Origin of the sequence: Pandoraea sp. NPDC087047, assembly GCF_044745225.1 — a bacterium.
GTDB lineage: Bacteria > Pseudomonadota > Gammaproteobacteria > Burkholderiales > Burkholderiaceae > Pandoraea.
Map to the genome: position 1 here is coordinate 313,089 of NZ_JBIUZU010000004.1, position 15,034 is coordinate 328,122.

Sequence of the window (15,034 nt, forward strand, 5' to 3'; positions counted from 1 at the left end):
TTGATGCCCGACGCGAGGCGTTGACAAAGCCGGCGGGGGCGGGTGAGGAGGAGACATGATGCAAACCAATCGTTTCAAGGCGCGTCTGGCCGCGGCGCAACAACAGATCGGCGTCTGGAGCATGTTGGCCGACAGCAATGCCGTCGAGGTACTGACGCAATCCGACTACGACTGGATCCTGCTCGACACGGAGCATGCCGCCAATGAGCTGCCGATGGTTCAGGCACAGCTTCGCACCGTCGCGCAGGGCGGGGTATCGGCCGTGGTGCGGCTCGCGGCGAATGATGCCGTGCTGTTCAAGCGGGTGCTCGACGTCGGCGCACAGACCTTGCTTGTGCCGATGGTCGACGATGTCGCCGCCGCCGAGCGCGCGGTAGCCGCTGTACGTTATCCGCCCGCCGGCATGCGTGGCGTTTCGGTGGCAACGCGCGCGAATCGCTACGGTCGCGATGCCGACTATCTTCAGCGCGCCAATGACGAGATCTGCCTGCTGCTGCAAATCGAATCGCTCGCCGGACTGCGCAATCTCGAGGCGATCGCGCAAGTGCCGGGGGTGGACGGGCTGTTCGTCGGCCCGTCCGACCTGGCGGCGGCGCTTGGCCACCTCGGTAATCCGAAACATGAAGAGGTACAACGCGCCATTTTCGAGGCGCTGGAGCGCTGTCATGAAGTGGGCAAGCCGATCGGCATTCTGATGACGGATCCCACGCTCGCTGCGCGCTACTTGCAAGCCGGCTTCGACTACGTCGCGATTGCCACCGACATCGGGATTCTGCGCAGCGGTGCGGAATTCCATCTGGCACAGGCCCGGTCGGCGACGGCCGGATCGCAGCACGGTTGAACTCAAGTGTGATTGTGATGGGAGGTGAATTTCAATGAAGTCGACGGAAGATCTCGATCGTCCTGGCCGCCGCCGCTTTCTCGGTACCTGCGCGGCGGGTGCACTGACGTGGCACTTCGGTACGGGGGTGGCCGCAGCGCAGACGGCCGACGCAAGTTTCGCGCTGATCTCGGAGACGCAAGCCGACGCCTTGCGCGCGCGTGTCCCCGAGAAGGTCGCCGCATCGGTGGTGCGAAAAGCGCGCGAATCCCTGGGGCGCGCCTCCCATGTCATGCCAGTCGTCCATACGCAGGGCATGCTGCCGCACCAGGGCAATCGCGACGACAGTGTGCTCGCGCAGGGGGATTGGCGCGATACGGTGATTCAGGCGTTGGCCTGGCGCCTGTCGGGCGACGAAGCGCACCTGGAGCGGGCTGTTGCCTACGTGCGCGACTGGCTTGCCGTCTACCACCCGTCGTTCGATCCCATCGACGAAACGGAAGTCGCCACCTGGATCTTCGGCTTCGATCTGGTACGAGCGCGGCTCGCTCCCGAGACCGTTGCCGCCATGCGCGAATTCGGCCGGGCGCTCGCCGACGGCTACAGCGCGGTGCCGCACCGCGTGGGCGACCATTCCACCGGGCTGAACAACTGGCAAAGCCACCGCATCAAGCTGGCCACCGCGGGCGCGTTCGTCAGCGGCGACGCCGCTCGCGTGGCGGCTGCGCGCGAGCGCTTCTTCGCTCATGTCGATAGCAACATTCGCGACGACGGCAGCACCTACGACTTCGTGCAACGCGATGCCCTGCACTACGTGGTCTACACGCTCGAGCCGATGCTGAGCGCAGCGACCCTGGCGGCCGCGCATGGCGAAGACTGGTACGGCGCTGAGCGCACCGGCAGAAAGCTCGCAAAGGCGCTGGCCTGGTTGCAACCGTACGCGCTTGGCGAGAAGCAGCACGAGGAGTTCGTCAACAGCTCGGTGCCGTTCGATCAGCGCCGCGCCGCGGCTGGCGTGAAGGGATTTTCCGGGCTCTGGCAGCCGCAGTCCTCTACCACGCTCTATCACATCGCCGCACAACTCGACGCCGCTTTCGTTCCGGTGAGTGCGGCATTACCCCCCGCGCCGCCGCCGGTACGGGCCTTGTATTCACGCCGTTTTGCCAGACCGGCCTGAGCGGCCGCACGCACACAGATAAGTAGACGGTGGGCCAACGATGCTCGCCGCATACACGCCGAAGCGCGTGTGACATCGAGGAGACAAAATGAAACGACGCATTTTTGCGACGGCGGGCCTTGTTTGCGCCTGTATCGCGAGCATGGCACCTGCGCGAGCGCAGGAGAGTGGGGCCGCCCCCACCTTTGCAGACTCCGAAGCCGCCGATTTCAATCCCCTGACCGGCATCGTCGGGGGCGACGGCTTCAACGTGCCGGGCAACGTGCTGCAGATCTATGGCCTGCTCAATCCCGGCATTTCCTACATTCGCGCCACCGGTGCGCGCAACGGGCAGAGCGGGGAGCCAGCCAACGCAGCCTTCGCGAGTAACGGCTCCTACTGGGGCATTCGCGGCGCCGAGGATCTGGGCGCGGGCTGGCAGGTTCTGTTCCAGTTGGAGAACACCATCAACGTCGGTACCGGCACCAACACCGACGGCAGTGGAAACTTTTCGGGCCGCGATACGTTCCTCGGCGTGCAGAACAACACGTTCGGCGTGATGAAGCTGGGCCTGCTGACCTCGCCACTTTATAACTCCGTCGGCATCTACAAGTTCATCGGCAACCAACTGCCGATCGCAAGCCCGACGACGCTGATGACCACCATCAACGGCACGTCGCTGCAATTCAACAATCGCGTCGCCAACTCGGTGCTGTACTCGACATCGAAGGATTCCTCGGGTCTCGTCGGGCACTTTCTGTACAGCAACAGCCAGAGCGGCAACGCCAATACGGGCAATCGCGACAGCGTCTACAGCTTGTCGGGAAGCTATGGCGAGGGCCCACTCTATCTCCAGTACATCTACGAATCGCGCAGCAATCAGGGCAAGCTGGCCAAGGGCGAAAGCAACGACTGGTCGCATCGCATCGTTGGACGCTACGCGCTGACCGACACCTTCAAGCTCGCATTCGGCCTCGACTACTCCGGCTCGGACGGCACCTACGGCAAGAACGCTACCGCCGGTCAGGGACGTATCTCGCGTCAGGCCGCGACGATCAGTCTGGGCAAGTCGTTCGGCCGTCACGAGATTCTCGGCACCTACGCCATCGCGCGTGGCGTGCGGTGCACGGGCGCGGCCATCGGCTCGAGCGCGAGCTGCATGCCGGGGGTTTCGAGCAGCACCGGGGCGCAACAGGCCTCGCTTGTCTACGAGTACGTGTTCAGCAAGCGCACGCTCGTATCCACTTTCGTGAGCCACATCTGGAACCGAAGTGCCGGTCTTTACGACTTCGATTCCGTGCCGGTCGTACAAAGCGTGAATGCGCGAACCGCGGGCGTGAATCCCACCGGCTTCGGCTTCGCGATCATGCACATCTTCTGAGAATGCAGCCGCAGTAATGCGCGAGGGGTCGCCGCGAGTCTGGGGCGACGAAGGCAGGAGACAGCTGCACGGCAACGTACCGCGCGGCATGACAACGGATCATCATGAAGACGAACTCCAGAAGCACGGCTACGGGCGGTGCACACAACGTCTTGAGATTGAATGCGCTCTCGACGTGCATGGCGCTGGTGCTGCCGGTGCTTGCCGCTCCGGCATGGGCGTTGTGTGACAACCAGGTTTTGCCGCCGAATGCGAACTGCGCCGCGAACGTGAGCACGGGTGTCACCGTCACCGGCACGACGATCAACGCGACAGGCGCGCAAACCGTGAGTGCCGGCGGCGCTACCGTCTCGACCATCATCAACTCGGGCGGCAAGCAAACGATTCAGGCGGGCGGCACGGACACCCAGGCCGTGGTCAATAGCGGCGGGACACAGACGGTATCGGGTTCCGCGTCGTGGGCGACGGTGAACGTGGGGGGCAAGCAGATCGTCTCGTCCGGCGGGGCAACGGCCAACACCACGATCAACTCGGGGGGCTCGCAGACGATCATGTCGGGAGCGTCGGACAACCTCGCCATGATCGTCGGAGGCGGCACGCAAATCGTGTCCGGCACGGCGTCGGCGACCACGATCGCGGGCAAGCAGACGGTGTCGTCCGGCGGCGCTGCGATCGGTGCGACGATCGCGTCGGCAGGCACCCAGTCGATCGCGGCCGGCGGGCGGGCCAGCGGCACGGTGGTCAATAACGGCGGCCTGCAAACCGTGGCTGGCGGCGTTGCGAGCGGCACCGTGATCAACTCCGGCGGCAGCGCCGCGGTCACCAGCGGTGGCACGGCGATCGGCACGGTCGTGAGCGCATTTGCGCGTCAGACGGTGACGAGCGGCACGGCGATCAACACGATACTTGTCGGCGCGGTGTCCTCGGGAGGGACGCAGTACGTTTCGGCCGGCGGTAACGCGATCAACACCAGCGTGGGCCAAAAGGCCCGGCAGACGGTCTACTCGGGGGGCTCGGCGAGTGGTACGCAGGTCTTGTCGGCAGGCACGCAATCCGTCTCCAGCGGCGGTCAGGCCACCGGCACGGTGGTCTTCGCTGGCGGCGTGCAGCAGGTCGCGGGCGGTGGTGTCGCCATGAGTAGTGTGATCAACAGCGGCGGCACGGCGAGCCTGTTCGTGGGGGGAACCTCGGCGGGCGGGACGGTGCCGTCACCGATATTCACTTCCGGCAGCGTCGCGGGGACCCTGCAAATCACAACGACCTCGTCGGTGGCGATTACCGGCAACGCGCTCGCCACGGCCAATTCCCTCACGCTTGCTGGCGGCTCGGTCGTTTTCACGCCGCCGGACGCCGCAGGCTACAAGACGCTCGCCATCAACGGCCTGTCGGGATCGGGCCTGTTCAGTCTGAACAGCAATGTCGCCGCCGGACTGTCGGATCAACTCATCGTCAACGGTGCCCAGGGCACTTATGTTCTCGCGTTGTCCGACACCAGCACGACAACCCCGGCGGCCGGCACACGTCTGCAACTGATCAGCGGCACGACCAACAACGCCACGTTCGCGCTGACCAATGGCGGCGTCGATGTGGGGTCGGAAAGATACGGATTGGCGTCGGGCGGTGGCGGGTATTACCTTTACGACACCGGACGTCTGGGCGACGCGGCGTCGATCGTTCAGGCGCTGCCGTCGGTTGCCAACATGATCTGGTACCAGCAGATGGAACAGACCTATGCGCGCCTTGAGCAGTTGCGCAGTGGTGTGAGCGATCAGGGGCTGTGGGTGCGCGTTTTTGCCGAGAAATTCACTGTCGAATCGTCCGGCGTTTCGTCGAGTGTCGACGCCGGCGGCATCCAGTTCGGCCGCGACCTGCGCTTCGGACTGCCCTACGGCAATGCCTTTGTCGGGATTGCGGGGGGCGTGGCGCAAGCGAAGTCGACGGTTGGTTCGAGCGGGACGGCGAACAGCTATCCATGGAACCTGGGCATTTACGGTGGCCTGGCCGGCATGAACGGCTGGTACAGCGAAGGTGCGCTGCGGTTCCTAAGCGGCTCGCACGACTTTGCGACGACCGGCAACGCGAACTCGGGGAACTACCACAGTGGCGGTTTCATGGGCTCGCTCGCGGCCGGCCGGCGATTGTCGCTGCCCGGGGACTGGACGCTCGAGCCACGCATGTCGCTCACGTATCTGCATGCGAACTCCGGCAGCTACACGCTTGATTCAGGCATGCCGGTGTCGCTCGGCGGCCAGAATTCGACGCTGGCGAGCGCTGGCGTCACCGTGAGCAAACCGTTCTCCGTGTTGGGCATGAGCGTCAGGCCGTTCGCGAGCCTTAATGGCGTGCATATGTTCTCCAACACGCAGACCGTAACGGTTGCCGGCACGGACATTACTGCGCAGACACCGGGCAACTGGTTCACGGCGACCGCGGGCCTGACGTTGCTGCTCGAGCGTGGCATGCGGTTCTCGGCGGACGTGAGTTATGCGAAGGGGCAGGGGTATTCGCGACCGCTCGCGGTCAACGTCGGTCTCACGTACCAGAAATAGTGGGCGTGCGGCCAACGACGGCCGCACGCGAATTTGGCAAGAGTGGGTTGGAACGAAAGGGAAATCATGACGATTCGTTTGGGATGGCTGGCCGGGGCGGGGCTCTGCCTGTTGCAATGGATGATCGTGCCGGCGGGGCATGCCGAGACGCTGCCGGCGCCCACCGTCTACACGCTGGACCCGCAGGCGCTCGCGCAGGCGAAGAATGCACTCGCGCATGACGCGCCGGTGCTGCTTCCCGCGTATCGCAAGCTGGTCAGCGACGCCGGACGTGCCATGACCGTGGCGCCGCTCTCGGTCACCGCCAAGGGCATCATGCCGCCGAGCGGCGACAAGCACGACTACCTGAGCATGGCGCCTTACTGGTGGCCCGACGCAACCAGGCCGAATGGCTTGCCGTACATGCGCCGCGACGGCCGTATCAATCCGTCGACGAAGAACAACGACACCGACTCGCGCCGTATCGAGACATTCTCGGATACCGTCGGCACACTGGGCATGGCCTACTATTTCACGGGCGAGCGGCGTTACGCCGAGCGCGCGGCGCTGCTGCTGCGCACGTGGTTCCTCGATCCGGCCACGCGCATGAACCCGAACCTGGAGTATGCGCAGGCGGTCATGGGGGTGAACAATGGTCGCGGCACCGGCATTATCGACACGCGTCACTTCTGGCAGGTCATCGACACCATCGGGATCATTACGCCCGCAGGTGTCCTGTCTGACGACGAGCAGGCCGGACTCAAGCGATGGTTCACCGACTATACGCACTGGATGATGAGCAGCAAAGGCGGCCGTGACGAAGCCGCGGCGACCAACAACCACGGTTCGTATTTCGATGAGCAGCTCGTGAATCAGGCTCGCTATATCGGTGACGATGCGCTGGCGCGCAGCGTACTGAGCGAGGCGCAGCGCAAGCGCTACGACGTGCAGATCCGCTCGGATGGCCGCCAGCCGCTCGAGCTCGTGCGCACGCGAGCCTTCCACTACAGCGTTTTCAATCTGCAGGCGCTGACGCGTATGGCCCATTACGGCCAGGCCACCGGCGTCGACCTGTGGGCCTATCCGCAAGCGTCGAAAGCCGCATTGCAAACTGCGGTCGATTATCTCGCGCCCTACGTCCTCAATCCGTCGACGTGGCCGTACACCGATATTCAGGGCGTCGCCTACGCCGATTTCCTGCCTGTCTATCTGCAAGCGCGACGCGCTTACGGTCCGCCGGCCGACGACGCGGCAATCGTCAAAACACTGTTCGAGCGCGTACCTGCCGCGCGCGAATGGCTCTACTGGCCGGTGACCGGCGCGTCGCACGCCGACGCACAGACCGCGCAAATCCATCCCGTTCAATAGTCTTGTCATGACCGACACCGCACTCGCCCCAACCAGCCCCAACCCTGCCGTCAGCACGCCGGACCTGCCCGGAGCGCCCTTCGTCGATGTCGGACCGCCGGCATGCGAGGGGCCGCACGGCATTCGCTACGACTTCAATTACGGATGCCGGGTCAAGGTCGAGGGCGAGGGCTGGCGTGTGCGGCTGCTGGACCGGGAGGCCGATGTCGTGCTGTTCGACGAGGCGGTGAGCAGTGCGACGGTGACGAGTACCCGCAAGTACTTCGTCGACTTTCGCATCGAGGTCTACCGTCACGGCGAGCTCGTGTTCGAGCACGATTACGACGCGCGCGGCAAACGTGTCTATGCGCGCCTGCCGGTCGGCACGCTCGGCGACATCATCGCGTGGTTCCCCTACGTCGAGGAATTCCGCAAGCGCCACGGCTGCGAGATGGTGCTGTCGATGGGCGAGGCCATCTGGAGCCTGTTCCGTGAGGCCTATCCGGCACTGCATTACATTCGCCCGGAAGACGAGGAGGCGCATCGCGAAACCTTCTACGCGAGTTACTACCTGGGCATTTATTTCCCCTGCGAGGACCGCACGCATCAGCCGACGGACTTTCGCGTCAGCGGTCTGCAGAAGACCATCGCTTATCTGCTCGGCCTGCCGGCGCACGAATGCCGCCCGCGCATCGTCGTTGCCGATACCACGCGCCAGATCGCGCAGCCGTATGTGTGCATTGCGGCGCAGTCTTCGTCGCAGTGCAAGTACTGGAACAACCCGATCGGCTGGATGGAGACGGTCAAGTTTCTCAAGCGTGCGGGCTATCGTGTGCTGTGCATCGATCGCGAAGCGGTGAACGGGCAAGGCCTGCATTGGAATCACATTCCATACGGCGCGGAGGATTTCACCGGCGATCTGCCGTTGCAGGCGAGAGCGAGCCTGCTGATGCACGCCGACTTTTTCGTCGGACTGTCGAGCGGGTTGTCGTGGCTGGCCTGGGCCGTCGGCACACCGGTCGTGATGATCAGTGGCTTCACCCATCCCCTCAACGAATTCGAGACGCCGTACCGCGTCATCAATTTCCATACCTGCAACAGTTGCTGGAACGACACCACAGTCGCGTTCGAGCACAACGATTTCCTCTGGTGCCCTCGTTATGCCGGCACCGATCGTCAGTTCGAGTGCTCCCGGCTGATCACGCCGGGCCATGTGCAAAGCGTGATTCGCCGCCTGATGCAGGATCGTAAGCTCGGCCACGACAGGCCGGTTGAACAATAAAAGAGTATTCCGAGAACGTTATGGCAATCCATGTCAAAGGTCTGCGCTGGTGGATGATCGGCTTGTTGACGATCGGCACGATTACGAATTACCTGGCGCGCAGTTCGCTCGGCATTGCCGCCCCTACCGTGCTCACGGAGTTGGGCATCAGCACGCATGAGTACGGCTGGATCACCGGCGCGTTCCTGGTGATGTACCCGATCGGTGCGCCGCTGACGGGATATCTGATGGACCGGGCCGGCCTGCGCGTCGGTTTCATGATCTGCGGGGTGGCATGGTCGCTGATCTGCATGATGCACGGCTTCGTGTCCGGCTGGGTCGGACTGTTCGTGCTGCGCGGCTTGCTGGGGCTTGCCGAGGCGGCCTTCATTCCTGCGGGCATGCGCGCCGTGGCGTATTGGTTTCCGTCGCACGAGCGAGGGCTGGCGGCTGGCGGGTTCAATCTCGGTACCTCGTTCGGCGCGATTCTGGCGCCGCCGCTCATCGGCTGGTCGATCCTGCACTACGACTGGCGTGTCGCTTTCGTGATCGCAGGCGCGTTGGGCCTCGTGTGGGCCGGCTTCTGGTTCGTTCTGTACCGGCATCCCAGCGAGCACAAGGCGCTGTCGCCGAAGGAGGCCGAGTACATTGGCGTGAGTCCCGAGCCGGAGACGGCGAAGCGCGACGCCAATGCGGCGAACAACCCGGGCAAACCGTCGTTCCGTACGATTCTGCGTACGCGCAACTTCTGGGGGATTGCGCTGCCACGCTTCTTTGCCGATCCCGTATGGGGAACGCTGGTCTACTGGGTGCCGCTGTACCTCTACCAGGCGCGCGGATTCGATCTCAAGACGATTGCACTCACGGCCTGGTTGCCGTTTGTCGCGGCCGATATCGGCAGCGTCACCGGCGGGGCGTTGTCGATGTTCCTGCACAAGCGTTTCAGTACGCCCGTCATTGACGGCAAACGCTGGGCGTTCACGCTCGGCGCGGTGCTGATGATCGGCATGGCGGGCGTCGGGCTCGTCGTGAATCCGATGACGGCGGTATTGCTGCTGTGCCTCGGCGGCTTTGCGCACCAGACATTGTCGGTGACCGTCATCTCGATGTCGGCCGATCTGTTCCCGAAACGGGAGGTTGCGACCGTCACGGGGCTGGTCAGTTTTGTCGCGGGGCTGGGCAACCTCGGTTTCACGCTGGTGATCGGCTTGCTCGTGAGCCGTGTGGGTTTCACGCCGTTCTTTATCGTGCTGGGCTTTCTCGACCTGATCGGGGCAACGGTCTTGTGGACCGTCGTCAAGCCTAAGCCCGTCAGCGATGAGGTCGCCTCGTTTGCGCGACACCATGAGGGAAGTGCGGTGCCTGTGGCCGCATCGTGCGCCGGGGGAGAGCGATGATCCGGTTGACCGAAAAGGCAGAGGGGATGAAGTCCGCCGTCGAATATCTCGACGCCGTCAAAGCGCGGCTCAACCTGCGGTCGGACGACGCTGCGTCGAGAGTGCTTGGCGTGACGCCTTCCGCCGTGAGCAAGTATCGCGTCGGCCGGGCGCACTTCGATGACGATATTTGTGTGAGGGTCGCGGACATTCTCGGCATTGACGCGTTGCAGGTCATCGCCGCCGCCAACTACGAACGCGCGCGCACCGACGTTGGCCGCGCTATTTGGGCCGGCCTGGCACAGCGGCTGGCGAGCCATGCCTTGGGAGCGACGCTTGCCGCGCAACCGGCGCGTGCTTCGTCATCGCCTCTCGATGCACCGTCGTCGAACGACATGCGTTGACGCGGTGAAAACGCGCACGCCTTCCGGGCGGGGGGCATCCATGCTGGCGCGTGCGCAACGCGAGGCAAAGCGCTTCGCGTATTGGTTGGGCCGGACGGTCGTCATGACATCGTTGGCAATCCTGCTATTTTTGGCGCCGCGTTCGGTCGTTTGGGCGCACGAGACGTTACTCGCCGTCGATTTCGACCGTCTCCCGATTGGCGCCTACTCGGCCGACGCTTTCCTGGCGGATTGGCATGTCGAGCCACACGCGTCGGCCGGTGTCGCCGACGATCGACTGGCTATCGTCGCGGACCCATTGGGCGCGACGCATCACGTGCTGCGCGTGACTTATCGGGCTGGCAGGATTGGCGGGGGCTCCGCCATGACGTTCAACGCGCCGCTGGGCGATCGTCAAAGCGACGTCTGGCTGGAATATCGGGTGATGTTTCCCAGCGACTTCACATGGGTGCGAGGCGGGAAGCTGCCGGGGCTGGGTGGCGGCGATACGCCGACCGGATGCGTGGCCGACGGGCGCTTCGACGGCTTCACGACGCGCCTGATGTGGCGAGAAGCCGGTCAGGCATTCGGTTATCTGTACTTCCCCGGAAAGGAGTCTCGTTGCGGCGATTACGTCTCGCTGCAAGTGCGTTTTCAAAAGGGGCGCTGGCATACGGTGACACAACATGTGCAGCTCAACGATCCGGGGCAGGCGAATGGTACATTCGAGCAGTTTGTCGACGGCAGGAAGGTGCTGGACCTCACGGGAAAGGTCTGGCGACAACGGGATCGGGTCTCGGTCGACGCGATCAAGATGGACACATTTTTCGGCGGATCGACATTGGACTGGTCGCCGAGGACAGACCAGTTTGTCTATTTCGACGCGTTTCGGGTCTGGTCCGGGCGAACGTACGCGATAGGGGCATCGGTGCGTTGACACACGGTTCGCCTCTCTCGTTCTTCTGACATACATACGCGAGCGTTATGCTCGCTTCCATCCAAAAAGGGGGAATATACGGTGCGTCTCTCGAACCTGAAAGTCGGCAGTCGCTTGGGGGGCGGTATCGCAGTCATTCTGGTAATCATGGCCCTCATGACGGGCGTAAGCCTCTGGAGCCTGGAAAAAAACAGCGATGCCACGAATGAACTGAAAAGCCGTCTGGATCGCGCTGCGCTGATACAGGAATGGGCGGCTACCGTCGATGCGAACGCGGAAATCTCGTCCGCTTATATGCTCACCAGTGACAAAGGCGAACAACAGCGCATCGAAGCCAAGTCGAGCGAGCAAACGAAGCGTGACAAGGATATTCACGACCAATTGAGCGCTACCGCTTCGGATACGGGCAAGCGTCTGCTGACCGAAATCGAAGGGGCGGCAGCCTCCTATCGCGATGCCCGGCTCGAAGCGATGCAACTCAAATCGCAAAATAGCGACGACCTCGCCACCAGGCTCGACGAGGTTGTCCGCACGAAGCTGCTCCCCAGCGCCAAAGCCTATTCCGATGCCATCCTGAAATACCGGGCGCGGATCGAGGTGCAGGCACGAGAGGCCCGGGAGCAGGCTCAGGAGACCCTTGAGCTTGCCCGCTGGATCCTGGTCGCCTGCGCCGTGGGTGCGCTGGTGCTGGGGGCGCTCATCGGCCTGACGATCACGCGCAGCATCGTGACGCCGGTGCGAAGCATGGTGGCGATTGCCAGACAATTGGCCGCAGGAGATCTCAGCGGCAAGGCGGTGTCCGGTATCGGCCGGGATGAGTTGGGCGATTTGACCCGCGAACTGCTGGCCATGAAGGAAAGCTGGGAAAAGATCGTACTGTCCATTCGATGCGGTGCGGACACGATTTCGACGGCGTCCGCGCAGATTGCCGCCGGCAACACCGATCTGTCGGCCCGCACCGAAGAGCAGGCCGCTTCCCTGGAGGAGACGGCGGCATCTACGGAGCAGTTGGCATCCACCGTGAAGCAGAACGCCGATAATGCGCGTCAGGCCAATCAGTTGGCCGTCGGCGCCTCGGAAGTTGCACGCAGAGGGGGCGAGGCCGTTGCGGACGTCGTCAACACCATGAACGAGATTTCCGAGAGCGCGAACCAGATTTCCGAGATCGTGTCGGTGATCGACGGTATCGCCTTCCAGACGAACATCCTGGCACTGAATGCAGCCGTGGAAGCCGCCCGCGCCGGCGAGCAGGGCAAGGGCTTCGCGGTCGTTGCGGGTGAAGTTCGCGCGCTCGCCCAGCGAAGCGCCACGGCTGCCCGGGAGATCAAGGTGTTGATCGAGGCGTCGGTGGCCAAGGTCGGCGCGGGGGCGGGGCAGGTCTCGCGTGCCGGGGTCACCATGCAGGAGATTGTCGGCTCGGTCAAACGGGTCACCGACATCATCGCAGAGATCAGCGCGGCATCGACCGAACAGTCCAACGGCATCGATCAGATCAGTCACGCGGTGTCGCAAATGGACGAGGTGACCCAACAGAACGCCGCGCTGGTCGAGGAGGCGGCGGCAGCGGCCAATTCCCTGCAGGATCAGGCGCGCGAACTCGTGCAGGCGGTGAGCGTGTTCAAGGTCGACGAGACGCCCGTCGTCGGAATGCCCCCATCTGCCAGATTTGACCGCAACGTTTCCCGATCCTTGCGCGTCGTCTAGAAGCCAAACCCGCGAGAACAGTCGCTGAGTCTGGTGCGCGCCGCCAGAAAAGACGACATCGCAGAAGTGCCCTGCAATCGCCCCGCTTAGCCGGGGCGATTGCATTTGTGCGCTCACGATGAATGCCGACGATCCGGATCAGATCGGCTACGCGTTGCAGATGCTGCTGAGCTATCGCATCGCGGGCGTGATCATGACCTCCGGCGCGCCGCCGCCGACACGGCCCCCGACGGCGTGTTCTGCGCCACCGACATGCTCGCACTCGGTTTCATGGACGAAGCCCGCCGCGCCTTCGGCCGCCGCATTCCGGACGACCTTCGCATCGTCGGTTTCGACGACATCCAGCACGCCGCGCTCGACAGCTATCGCCTCTCCACGATTGCCCAGAACACCGACACGCTCGCTCACAGTGTCGTCGACATGCTCTCGCAACGCATCGCCGATTTCTCGCGTCCCGCAGACGTGCGCATCGCCCCCGTCGCCTTCGTGCGCCGCGCCACTGCCGGCTGAGCCGGCGCTCCTTTCCCCGGAATTCGCATGTCCATGACACACGCCACTCCCGAACAAGCGCCCCTTTTTGCAAACGAGTGCAAAACCGATGCCAGCCGTGTCTTGCCTCGCTCGCCCGGCTCACCCCGCTCACGTCCGGCCGTATCGCTGCGTGCGCTGCTGACTCGGGCTCGACGCACGTTTGACCCGCGACCTCACCGTCACCTTCGACACGATCTGGCAGGATCGCCGCATCTCGGGCGGCGTCGATGTCATCACGAGCACGCTCGTTCTGCTCTCGAACAAGTCGGTCAACACGCCGAAGGTCGTGGTCGGATCGGGCAACCTCTACTCGCCGACGCTCAACTCGGCCGATAACATCAACTTCAGCGGCGGCACCTTCGGCGACGACAAGCTCACGCAGCGCGCCATCTTCGCGAGCGATCGCATTTCTTACGGTCCGTGGTCGCTGCTCGCCGGCGTCCGTTACCAATCGTACGAGGAAGTGGCGCACGCGTCGGCGACTGCTGCGGCGACAAACTATCACGCCTCGCCGGTCACGCCGACCGTGGCGCTGATGTTCTCGCCGCGCAGCGATCTGACGTTCTACACCAGCTACGTCGAGGCGCTGGAACAGGGCGGTACCGCCAACAGCTCCACGCTGAACGCCAATCAGCAGATGGCGCCGATCAAGAGCCGTCAGTATGAGGCGGGCGTGAAGACCGAGCTCAGTCAGGTGGCGATGGCTGTCGAGGCACGCAAGGGCGGGCAGGGCGGTCCGCCGCCTGCGCGCCTGACGGTGTTCGTCGCGCATGACACCAACATCTCTCAACTGCGCGCGATGCTCGGTTTCGACTGGAAGCTCGGCATCTATCGCGAGAACGATGCGGTGCCTGGCGGCACGTTGCTATTCGAGCGTTTCGTGAGCGATCGCGATGGCAAGCGCGTGGTGCGCGTGTCGTATCTGGCGCAGAGCCTTGACCAGACGCGTCATCTGACACCGCTCGAACATGGCGAGATCCCGTTGCGCGCGCTCTACCGCCCCACGCGAGGCGGTCCGGCCTGGATGACGATGGACCGGTTCCGCGCGCGAGTCGATGCCGCCATCGATCCCACCGCGACGGCACCGCAGTCGTACGTGACGGCGCAGTGAGACGCGGGTCAGGTGCTCAGGTATTTGTAGCGTGCCTCGGCTCGCGGGGCCCTCATGCGCTGGGCGAGAATGTACGTCTTCGTGCCGTAGGCAATGCGGACGTAGTAGCCCTTCTTCGCGCCCGATTTCATGGACATGTTGGCAGCACTCATGACGGTTTTCCCCCGGACATCCCCCATTACCATGCCTGCGCCCGCTGATGCGCTCCCACCGAAAACCACGTAATCGGATTTTCAGCTTTTATTGCTTTCATATCGATGCCCGGGAGGCCTGGACGCACGGCCGCAAACCCTGAGAGTCACCGACTCAGGCGGATTTGCCGTCGCATATGCACGCTTTTCCAGAAATGCGTGATCGTAAGGGATGCGACGCGTTGCGCGCTCGACCTGCTGCCGTCGATGGAGGGCATGGTTAGGTCGATCAAAGGGGGGCGCTGCCTGCCCTCGTTACATAGCGTTAACGCTTAATATCGCGGATGGCCGAGAGAGTGGTGGATAAA

At 63.7% G+C, this 15,034-nt stretch carries 13 protein-coding genes; 12 read left to right on the plus strand and 1 reads right to left on the minus strand.

The annotated features are described in order from the left end of the window. Nucleotides 1-55 precede the first annotated feature (55 nt). From ACIPHM_RS09410 to ACIPHM_RS09465, 12 genes are all read left to right on the plus strand, one after another. Nucleotides 56-841, plus strand: a complete 786-nt coding sequence (locus ACIPHM_RS09410; RefSeq protein WP_400327204.1) for an HpcH/HpaI aldolase/citrate lyase family protein — start codon at nucleotides 56-58, stop codon at nucleotides 839-841. 34 nt (nucleotides 842-875) lie between these two features. Beyond that, nucleotides 876-1,997 (plus strand): alginate lyase family protein, encoded by a 1,122-nt coding sequence (locus tag ACIPHM_RS09415; protein ID WP_400327206.1) that lies wholly within the window; start codon nucleotides 876-878, stop codon nucleotides 1,995-1,997. 88 nt (nucleotides 1,998-2,085) lie between these two features. Continuing rightward, nucleotides 2,086-3,357, plus strand: a complete 1,272-nt coding sequence (locus tag ACIPHM_RS09420; protein WP_400327207.1) for a porin — start codon at nucleotides 2,086-2,088, stop codon at nucleotides 3,355-3,357. 104 nt (nucleotides 3,358-3,461) lie between these two features. Continuing rightward, nucleotides 3,462-5,906: an autotransporter outer membrane beta-barrel domain-containing protein gene (locus ACIPHM_RS09425; RefSeq protein WP_400327209.1), complete on the plus strand. Its 2,445-nt coding sequence runs from the start codon at nucleotides 3,462-3,464 to the stop codon at nucleotides 5,904-5,906. Nucleotides 5,907-5,972: 66 nt separating this feature from the next. Beyond that, nucleotides 5,973-7,253 (plus strand): alginate lyase family protein, encoded by a 1,281-nt coding sequence (locus ACIPHM_RS09430; protein WP_400327210.1) that lies wholly within the window; start codon nucleotides 5,973-5,975, stop codon nucleotides 7,251-7,253. A 7-nt stretch (nucleotides 7,254-7,260) separates the two neighbouring features. After that, nucleotides 7,261-8,514: an autotransporter strand-loop-strand O-heptosyltransferase gene (locus ACIPHM_RS09435; RefSeq protein ID WP_400327211.1), complete on the plus strand. Its 1,254-nt coding sequence runs from the start codon at nucleotides 7,261-7,263 to the stop codon at nucleotides 8,512-8,514. A gap of 20 nt (nucleotides 8,515-8,534) precedes the next feature. Beyond that, nucleotides 8,535-9,890 (plus strand): MFS transporter, encoded by a 1,356-nt coding sequence (locus ACIPHM_RS09440; RefSeq protein ID WP_400327213.1) that lies wholly within the window; start codon nucleotides 8,535-8,537, stop codon nucleotides 9,888-9,890. Continuing rightward, the gene (locus ACIPHM_RS09445) at nucleotides 9,887-10,273 is read left to right on the plus strand and encodes a DUF3693 domain-containing protein (protein ID WP_400327214.1); all 387 of its coding nucleotides are present in this window, start codon (nucleotides 9,887-9,889) and stop codon (nucleotides 10,271-10,273) included. Before ACIPHM_RS09440 ends, ACIPHM_RS09445 begins: the two co-directional genes overlap by 4 nt. 103 nt (nucleotides 10,274-10,376) lie before the next feature. Beyond that, complete coding sequence (locus ACIPHM_RS09450; RefSeq protein ID WP_400327216.1) at nucleotides 10,377-11,189, plus strand: polysaccharide lyase; 813 nt, start codon at nucleotides 10,377-10,379, stop codon at nucleotides 11,187-11,189. 81 nt (nucleotides 11,190-11,270) lie between these two features. Continuing rightward, the gene (locus tag ACIPHM_RS09455; protein ID WP_400327218.1) at nucleotides 11,271-12,893 is read left to right on the plus strand and encodes a methyl-accepting chemotaxis protein; all 1,623 of its coding nucleotides are present in this window, start codon (nucleotides 11,271-11,273) and stop codon (nucleotides 12,891-12,893) included. 105 nt (nucleotides 12,894-12,998) lie between these two features. Continuing rightward, the gene (locus tag ACIPHM_RS09460) at nucleotides 12,999-13,403 is read left to right on the plus strand and encodes a substrate-binding domain-containing protein (RefSeq protein ID WP_400327220.1); all 405 of its coding nucleotides are present in this window, start codon (nucleotides 12,999-13,001) and stop codon (nucleotides 13,401-13,403) included. Nucleotides 13,404-13,584: 181 nt separating this feature from the next. Further along, nucleotides 13,585-14,535 (plus strand): TonB-dependent receptor domain-containing protein, encoded by a 951-nt coding sequence (locus tag ACIPHM_RS09465; RefSeq protein ID WP_400327221.1) that lies wholly within the window; start codon nucleotides 13,585-13,587, stop codon nucleotides 14,533-14,535. A gap of 8 nt (nucleotides 14,536-14,543) precedes the next feature. Here ACIPHM_RS09465 and ACIPHM_RS09470 read toward each other — a convergent pair whose 3' ends face one another. Continuing rightward, nucleotides 14,544-14,687 carry a hypothetical protein gene (locus ACIPHM_RS09470; protein WP_400327223.1) on the minus strand — a complete coding sequence of 48 codons (144 nt, stop codon included), beginning with the start codon at nucleotides 14,685-14,687 and terminating at the stop codon, nucleotides 14,544-14,546. Nucleotides 14,688-15,034: the final 347 nt, after the last annotated feature.

Coding starts and splice junctions, on each gene's coding strand:
- ACIPHM_RS09410 (WP_400327204.1), top strand. CDS start 56: ATGATGCAAACCAATCGTTTCAAGGCGCGTCTGGCCGCGGCGCAACAA.
- ACIPHM_RS09440 (WP_400327213.1), top strand. CDS start 8,535: ATGGCAATCCATGTCAAAGGTCTGCGCTGGTGGATGATCGGCTTGTTG.
- ACIPHM_RS09450 (WP_400327216.1), top strand. CDS start 10,377: ATGACATCGTTGGCAATCCTGCTATTTTTGGCGCCGCGTTCGGTCGTT.
- ACIPHM_RS09435 (WP_400327211.1), top strand. CDS start 7,261: ATGACCGACACCGCACTCGCCCCAACCAGCCCCAACCCTGCCGTCAGC.
- ACIPHM_RS09420 (WP_400327207.1), top strand. CDS start 2,086: ATGAAACGACGCATTTTTGCGACGGCGGGCCTTGTTTGCGCCTGTATC.
- ACIPHM_RS09445 (WP_400327214.1), top strand. CDS start 9,887: ATGATCCGGTTGACCGAAAAGGCAGAGGGGATGAAGTCCGCCGTCGAA.
- ACIPHM_RS09425 (WP_400327209.1), top strand. CDS start 3,462: ATGAAGACGAACTCCAGAAGCACGGCTACGGGCGGTGCACACAACGTC.
- ACIPHM_RS09430 (WP_400327210.1), top strand. CDS start 5,973: ATGACGATTCGTTTGGGATGGCTGGCCGGGGCGGGGCTCTGCCTGTTG.
- ACIPHM_RS09470 (WP_400327223.1), bottom strand. CDS start 14,687: ATGAGTGCTGCCAACATGTCCATGAAATCGGGCGCGAAGAAGGGCTAC.
- ACIPHM_RS09415 (WP_400327206.1), top strand. CDS start 876: ATGAAGTCGACGGAAGATCTCGATCGTCCTGGCCGCCGCCGCTTTCTC.